This window comes from Actinomadura fibrosa (genome assembly GCF_900659615.1).
In the GTDB taxonomy this organism is placed as follows: domain Bacteria; phylum Actinomycetota; class Actinomycetes; order Streptosporangiales; family Streptosporangiaceae; genus Spirillospora; species Spirillospora fibrosa.
In genome coordinates, this window is the sequence record NZ_CAACUY010000403.1 from 1 (window position 1) to 5,536 (window position 5,536).

The 5,536-nt window shown below is 76.5% G+C and carries 6 protein-coding genes; 3 read left to right on the top strand and 3 right to left on the bottom strand.

The features are described from left to right. Both E1300_RS47220 and E1300_RS47225 read left to right on the top strand, forming a co-directional pair. A partial coding sequence (locus E1300_RS47220) for a WS/DGAT domain-containing protein (RefSeq protein ID WP_131763788.1) occupies nt 1-402 on the top strand: 402 nt, incomplete at its 5' end. Further along, nucleotides 402-1,280 (top strand): DMT family transporter, encoded by an 879-nt coding sequence (locus tag E1300_RS47225; protein ID WP_131763789.1) that lies wholly within the window; start codon nt 402-404, stop codon nt 1,278-1,280. The genes E1300_RS47220 and E1300_RS47225, both read left to right, overlap by 1 nt. A gap of 27 nt (nt 1,281-1,307) precedes the next feature. On the opposite strand, the gene E1300_RS47230 is transcribed toward E1300_RS47225, so the two are convergent. Next, entirely contained in the window at nt 1,308-2,486 is a 1,179-nt protein-coding gene (locus E1300_RS47230; protein WP_131763790.1) for a PucR family transcriptional regulator, read from the bottom strand. Nucleotides 2,487-2,706: 220 nt separating this feature from the next. Between E1300_RS47230 and E1300_RS47235 the strand changes: the two genes are divergently transcribed. Then, nucleotides 2,707-3,630, top strand: a complete 924-nt coding sequence (locus E1300_RS47235) for an alpha/beta fold hydrolase (protein ID WP_131763791.1) — start codon at nt 2,707-2,709, stop codon at nt 3,628-3,630. Here E1300_RS47235 and E1300_RS47240 read toward each other — a convergent pair. Continuing rightward, on the bottom strand, nt 3,616-4,848 hold the full coding sequence (locus E1300_RS47240) for an acyltransferase family protein (RefSeq protein WP_165503321.1): 1,233 nt from the start codon (nt 4,846-4,848) through the stop codon (nt 3,616-3,618). The genes E1300_RS47235 and E1300_RS47240 overlap by 15 nt on opposite strands. A 133-nt stretch (nt 4,849-4,981) precedes the next feature. Next, the coding region (locus E1300_RS47245) for an MFS transporter (RefSeq protein WP_131763793.1) at nt 4,982-5,536 on the bottom strand (555 nt) is incomplete at its 5' end.

The window sequence follows — 5,536 nt, forward strand, 5'->3', positions numbered from 1 at the left end:
CGGCGCCGGTCCGGGCGCGCGGCGGCGAGCACCGCGGCGATCCGGCTGATGGGGGCGCTGCCGCCCGCCCTGCACGCCCGCGCCGCGCGCGCCGCCTACCGATCCCGGTTCTTCGGGGCGATCGTCTCGAACATGCCGGGCCCGCCGGTGCCGCTGTCGATGGCGGGCGCGCCGCTCGGCGACGTCCACCCGATCCTGCCGCTGGCGGACGGCGTGCCGCTCGCGGTCGGCGCGCTGAGCTGGAACGGGTCCCTGCACGTGGCGGTGACCGCGGAGCCGCGGGCGCTTCCCGAGGCGGCCGGGTTCCCGGACGGCCTCGCCCGGGCCTTCGACCGGCTCGCCCGCGAGCTCGGCGCGGACGCGGGCCCCGGCCGCGGCGGTGCCCGGACGGGGACGCCCTGATGGCCTGGAGCATCGGGTTCAGCCTGCTCGCGGCGTTCCTGTTCGCCGCGGCGGCGGCGCTCCAGTACCGCGCCGCCCGCACCGCCGTCGGCGGCGAGTCCGGCGCGGTGGAGTCGGCCGGGCTGATCCGGAGGCTGGTCCGCGACCCGGTCTGGCTGGCGGGCTGGACGGTCAACCTCGCCGGGTTCATGAGCCAGGCCGTGGCCCTGCACCTCGGCTCGACCGGGCTCGTCCAGCCGCTGCTGGTCAGCCAGCTCGTCTTCACGATCCTGCTCGGGACGCTCGCCACCGGATGCCGTCCCGTCCGGACGGACGTGCTCGGCGCGATCGCGGTGTCGGCGGGTCTCGCGGTGCTGTTCACGGTGCCGGGCGCCGTGCCGCCGGAGGGCGAGCCGTCCCGGCCGCGGCTGTTCCTCGCCGCGCTGCTCGCCGCGCCGCTGCTGGTCGTCCTCGCCCGGGGCGCGACGCTGCGCCGCGGCCCGGTGCGGGCCATCCTGCTCGGGACGTGCGCGGGCCTGATGTTCGCGGGCAGCGCCGTGCTGATCAAGCTGACCACCGCCGACCTGCTGCACCGCGGCGTCGCCGCCACCGCCGTGGACTGGCCCGGCTACGCGCTCGCGGGCACCACGCTCGCGGGCCTGCTGCTGGAGCAGAAGGCGTTCGCGGCCGGGTCGCTGCCGGGCGCGATGACCGCCATGACGATGACCAACCCCATCGCGTCCTACCTGGTGGCCGTGCTGGCCTTCCACACCCATCCGCCCCGGACGGCGGGCGCGTTCGCCGCCGTGTCGGTCACCGCCGTGCTGGTGACGGCGGGCGTGACCGCCCTGTCCCACTCCCCGGCGGCCGCCAGCCGCGCCGGCTCGAACCCCTGCTGACGGACCCCGGCGCCGGACGGACGGGTCTCAGGCGCCGTCCCCGGCGCGGCCGGAGCGCACCAGCCAGCTCAGCATCAGCATGAGGTCGAGCCGTCCGTCGAGCTCGGAGAACCGGCCGTCGGTCAGCTCGGCGATGCGGCGCAGCCGGTAGCGGACGGTCTGCTCGTGGATGTGGAGCCGCTCCGCCGCGATCACGGCGTTGTCGCCCGACTGGAGGTAGGTCAGGAGGGTCTCCGCCAGCGGCCTGCGGCGCGCGGGAGGGAGGTCGAGCAGCGGCCCGAGGACGGTCCCGGCCGTCGCGCCGATCAGCTCCTCCGCCGCGAGGGTGGCCAGGGACGTGATGTGGTCCACGCAGCGGACGGGGCCGCCGCCCGGCAGCAGGTCCCGCTCGATCAGCGTGAGGGCGTGCCGCGCCCACCGCAGCGACACCGCGCCCTGGCCGAGCGGGACGGTCGGGCCGACCGCGGCGGTGCCGAGCCTGCGCAGCGCGGGCCACAGCCGGTCCTGGCCGGGGCCCTCCGGGTCGGGCACCACCAGGTACGGGACGGGCGCGTCCCAGTCCGCCAGCACCGCGGGCGGCAGGATCCGGGCGCCCGCGGGCGCGGACGGGGGCAGCGCGACGATGCCGATGCGCTTGGGCGGGTCCCAGCGGGCCGCCACCGCCAGGTCGGCGATCGCCTCCGGCCCCGGCGAGGGCTCCGCGACGAGCAGGTCGCGGAGCCGGTCGCGGCGGCGCTCCCGCTCGCTGGCGAGCTGGCCCTGCTCGCGGGCGTAGCCCTGGGCGGCGGCGTCGGCGATCCGCGCGACCAGCATGAACAGCGAGTCGGTGAGCCGGCCGAGGGTCTCGCCCGACCAGCCGAACCGGTAGGCGTCCTTGATGAACCGGCGGCAGGCGATCTGGCTGCTCACCCGCATCGCGGTCTGGAGGGCGTCCAGGCTGCGGCCCTGCCGGGCCTCCTGCTCGCCGAGCTGCATGTACAGGTCGGTCAGCTTCCGCGAGTCCGCGTCGGGGTGGTCGACCGAGTCGACGAAGAACGCGACGGTGTCGCTGACCGTCCGCTCGACCGCGGTGGCGTACGCGCTGCCGTCGCCGCCCGCGTACTCGGGCACCTGGTCGCGGATCTCCCGCTCCATCTCGTCGACCGCGGCCTGGATGTGCTGGCGCAGCAGGTCGGGCAGCTCGGCGGGCATCGGCCCTCGGGTCATCCGATGTCCGATCGGCGAAGGACTGACATGGGACCTCCCTCAGGGGGAAACGGCCTAACCCTAAGCAAGAACGCGAACGCTGTCACCATTGACCTGACATGCGTATCACGCGGCTCCTGTGCTGGTTCGACCGCCCCCGCCCCGGCCTGCGGCGCCGTCCATAACACCGCCCTAATGTGCCGTTTCCCTCCCGGAAACGCGCCTCCTTCACCGTGCGGACATGCTGGAGTACCGGGACGTACACGGATACCGCCGGGCCTACCGCATCGCGGGGGAGGGGCCGCCGCTGCTGCTCGTCCACGGCATCGGGGACAGCTCCCGGACGTGGGACGAGGTGCTGCCCGGGCTGGCGCGGCGGCACACGGTCATCGCGCCGGACCTGCTCGGCCACGGCGAGTCGGCGAAGCCCCGCGGCGACTACTCGATCGCCGCCTACGCGTGCGGCATGCGCGACCTCCTGACCGTGCTCGGCGTCGACCGCGTCACCGTCGCGGGCCACTCGCTCGGCGGCGGCGTCGCCATGCAGTTCGCCTACCAGTTCCCCGAGCGGTGCGAGCGGCTCGTGCTGATCGGCAGCGCCGGGCTCGGCCGCGAGGTGCACCCGGTGTTCCGGCTGGCGGCCGGGCCCGGGACGGGCCTCGGGATGTACCTCGCGACGGCGCCGCCCGCGCGGGCGCTCGTCCGGCTCGCGGCGCCCGCGCTGCGGCTCGCGGGCGGGGCGGGCCTCGGCCCCGACCTCGGCTACGTGCTCGGCCGCTACCGCGCCTTCGCCGACCCGACGTCCAGGCGGGCGTTCCTCCGGACGATCCGCGCGGCCGCGGACCTGCGCGGCCAGGCGATCACGATGCTCGACCGCTGCTACCTCGCCCGCCGGCTGCCGGTGCTGATCATCTGGGGGACGCGGGACGGCATCATCCCCGTCCGGCACGCCGCGGTGGCGCACGACGCGCTGCCCGGCAGCCGCCTGGAGGTCTTCGAGGGGGCGGGGCACTTCCCGCACCACGCCGACCCGGAGCGGTTCGTCAAGGTCGTCGAGGAGTTCATCGGCTCGGCCGAGCCCGCCGTCCACGACCGGGCGGCCTGGCGCGAGATCCTCCGCGAGGGCCGCGCCGCCGCCCCGGCGGAGCCGTCAAGCGGCTCCTGACCCTGGCTGCCGGCCGGGCGCCGGGGCGGGCCGTCCCGCGCGGGTCAGGCGGCGGCCCAGGCGCTGCGCGGGCATCTCGACGTAGCGGTGGGCGAGCGCCGCCGCGCCGAGGACGGCCGCGAGCAGGACCGCCTCCCACAGCAGCCGCACCGCGACGGGCGTCTCGCCGGGCTCGCCCGCCACGCGCCACACCGCCTGGACGACCAGCGGATGCAGCAGGTAGACGGAGTAGCTGACCAGCCCGGCCCAGACGAGGAACCGCGGCATGGCGCGGTGCCGCAGGGCCAGGCCGCCGAGGAAGGTCAGCCACGCGGCGGCGACGGCGGCGGACCAGCCGAGGCCGAGGGACTGGGCGTTGCCGTGCGCCGTCCAGGTCGCCGGGGGCCGCAGCCCGGCCAGCAGCGACAGGACGGGCACGACCGCGACCATCGCGGCCGCGGGACGGGCGCGGAGCCGGCCGTCCTGGATGCCGCGCACCGCGGTCCCGGCGAACATCGTGGCGATGATGCACAGGCTCTCGACGCCGCCGACGCGGCTGTCGAGGACGAGCAGCGTCAGCGCCAGCGCGGCCACCACCGCGATCCCGGCCCGCCGCACCGGCCGCCGCCGGCTGACCAGCGCCGCGAGCCCGCCCGCCAGGGCCAGCGCGGCGACGAGGATCGTCCCGCCGGGCCAGCGCGTGGCGAGCAGCGCGCTCGGCAGCGCCACCCCGAGCATGGCGGCGGCCACCGCGAACGCCAGCGCGACGCGGGCGCTGGCGCGGTGCACCCCGGCGAGGAACATGGCGGTGACGAGCAGGTAGAACACCATCTCGTACGACAGCGTCCAGAACACGTTGACGACGTTCGGCACGCCCAGCAGGTCCTGGAGCATCGTCAGGTGGGCCAGCGCGGACGTCCAGGGGCGGTCGCCGAGCGCGGCGGGCAGCCCCCACGAGATCCCGGTGGACCCGAGCGCCAGCGCCAGCGCGGCGGCGGCGAGGAAGGCGGGGTAGAGCCGGAAGAACCGGCCGATCCAGAAGTCGCGGACGCTGCCGCGGCGCTCCAGCGAGAACGGCACGACGTACCCGCTGACGAGGAAGAACACGAACACGCCGTAGCGGCCGAAGTCGAACCAGGGGCCGGCGGACCGGCGCACCTCGGGGAGCAGCACGTCGAGGGAGTGCTCGAAGACCACGACGAGGGCGGCGAGGCCGCGGAGCGCGTCGAGCCAGCTCATCCGGGACGCCGCCGCCGGAGGGGAGCCGACCCGGGTGCTGGGCGGGGTCGGTGCGCCTTCCGGGAGCGGACCCCGAGACCCCCGGGGAGGCCCGAAAAGCGCGGGGAGGGTGATCGTCGGCATCCGGGCCACCTTAGGGGCCGCTGCTCCGGGTTTCCTCTTCGTCACCTGAACGTTCACTGAACGCCGTTGCTCCCTTGGGTGACACGCGACCGTCCGGGTGTCCCGTGTGGGGGCGTTCGTATCCAGATGGGCGTCTCAGGACGCGGTAGAGCGCGGCGGCGGCGACGTGGAGCGCGGCGATGGCGAGCAGCAGGGCGGGGGCGGGAGGCCCCGAGCCAGGGCCCGCGCCCGTGTCCGCGAACAGGCCCGCGGCGGCGGCCCCGGACGCGGCGGCGGTGATCTTGAGGCCCGCGCCGATCGTGAAGACCTGGGGGCGCGTCCCCGGCGGGGCGTGGTCGGCGCGCAGCCGCAGCGTCGCGGTGAGCAGCGGCCCGTCCAGCAGCCCGGCCGCGGCGAACGCCGCCGCGGCCGCCGGGAAGGCGGGGACGACCGCGGCGGCGCCCAGCGCGGCCCCCGTGGCGAGCAGGCTGACGGTCGCCATGCGCTGCGGGGCGATGCGGGAGCCGAGCCGTGCCACGCCGAGCGAGCCGGCCAGGGCGCCGAGCGCGAACGCGGTCATCAGGAC

Bases quoted from the DNA above. Each gene is read 5' to 3' on its own strand.
- E1300_RS47240 (WP_165503321.1), bottom strand. From the start codon at position 4,848: ATGAGCTGGCTCGACGCGCTCCGCGGCCTCGCCGCCCTCGTCGTGGTC.
- E1300_RS47235 (WP_131763791.1), top strand. From the start codon at position 2,707: ATGCTGGAGTACCGGGACGTACACGGATACCGCCGGGCCTACCGCATC.
- E1300_RS47225 (WP_131763789.1), top strand. From the start codon at position 402: ATGGCCTGGAGCATCGGGTTCAGCCTGCTCGCGGCGTTCCTGTTCGCC.
- E1300_RS47230 (WP_131763790.1), bottom strand. From the start codon at position 2,486: ATGACCCGAGGGCCGATGCCCGCCGAGCTGCCCGACCTGCTGCGCCAG.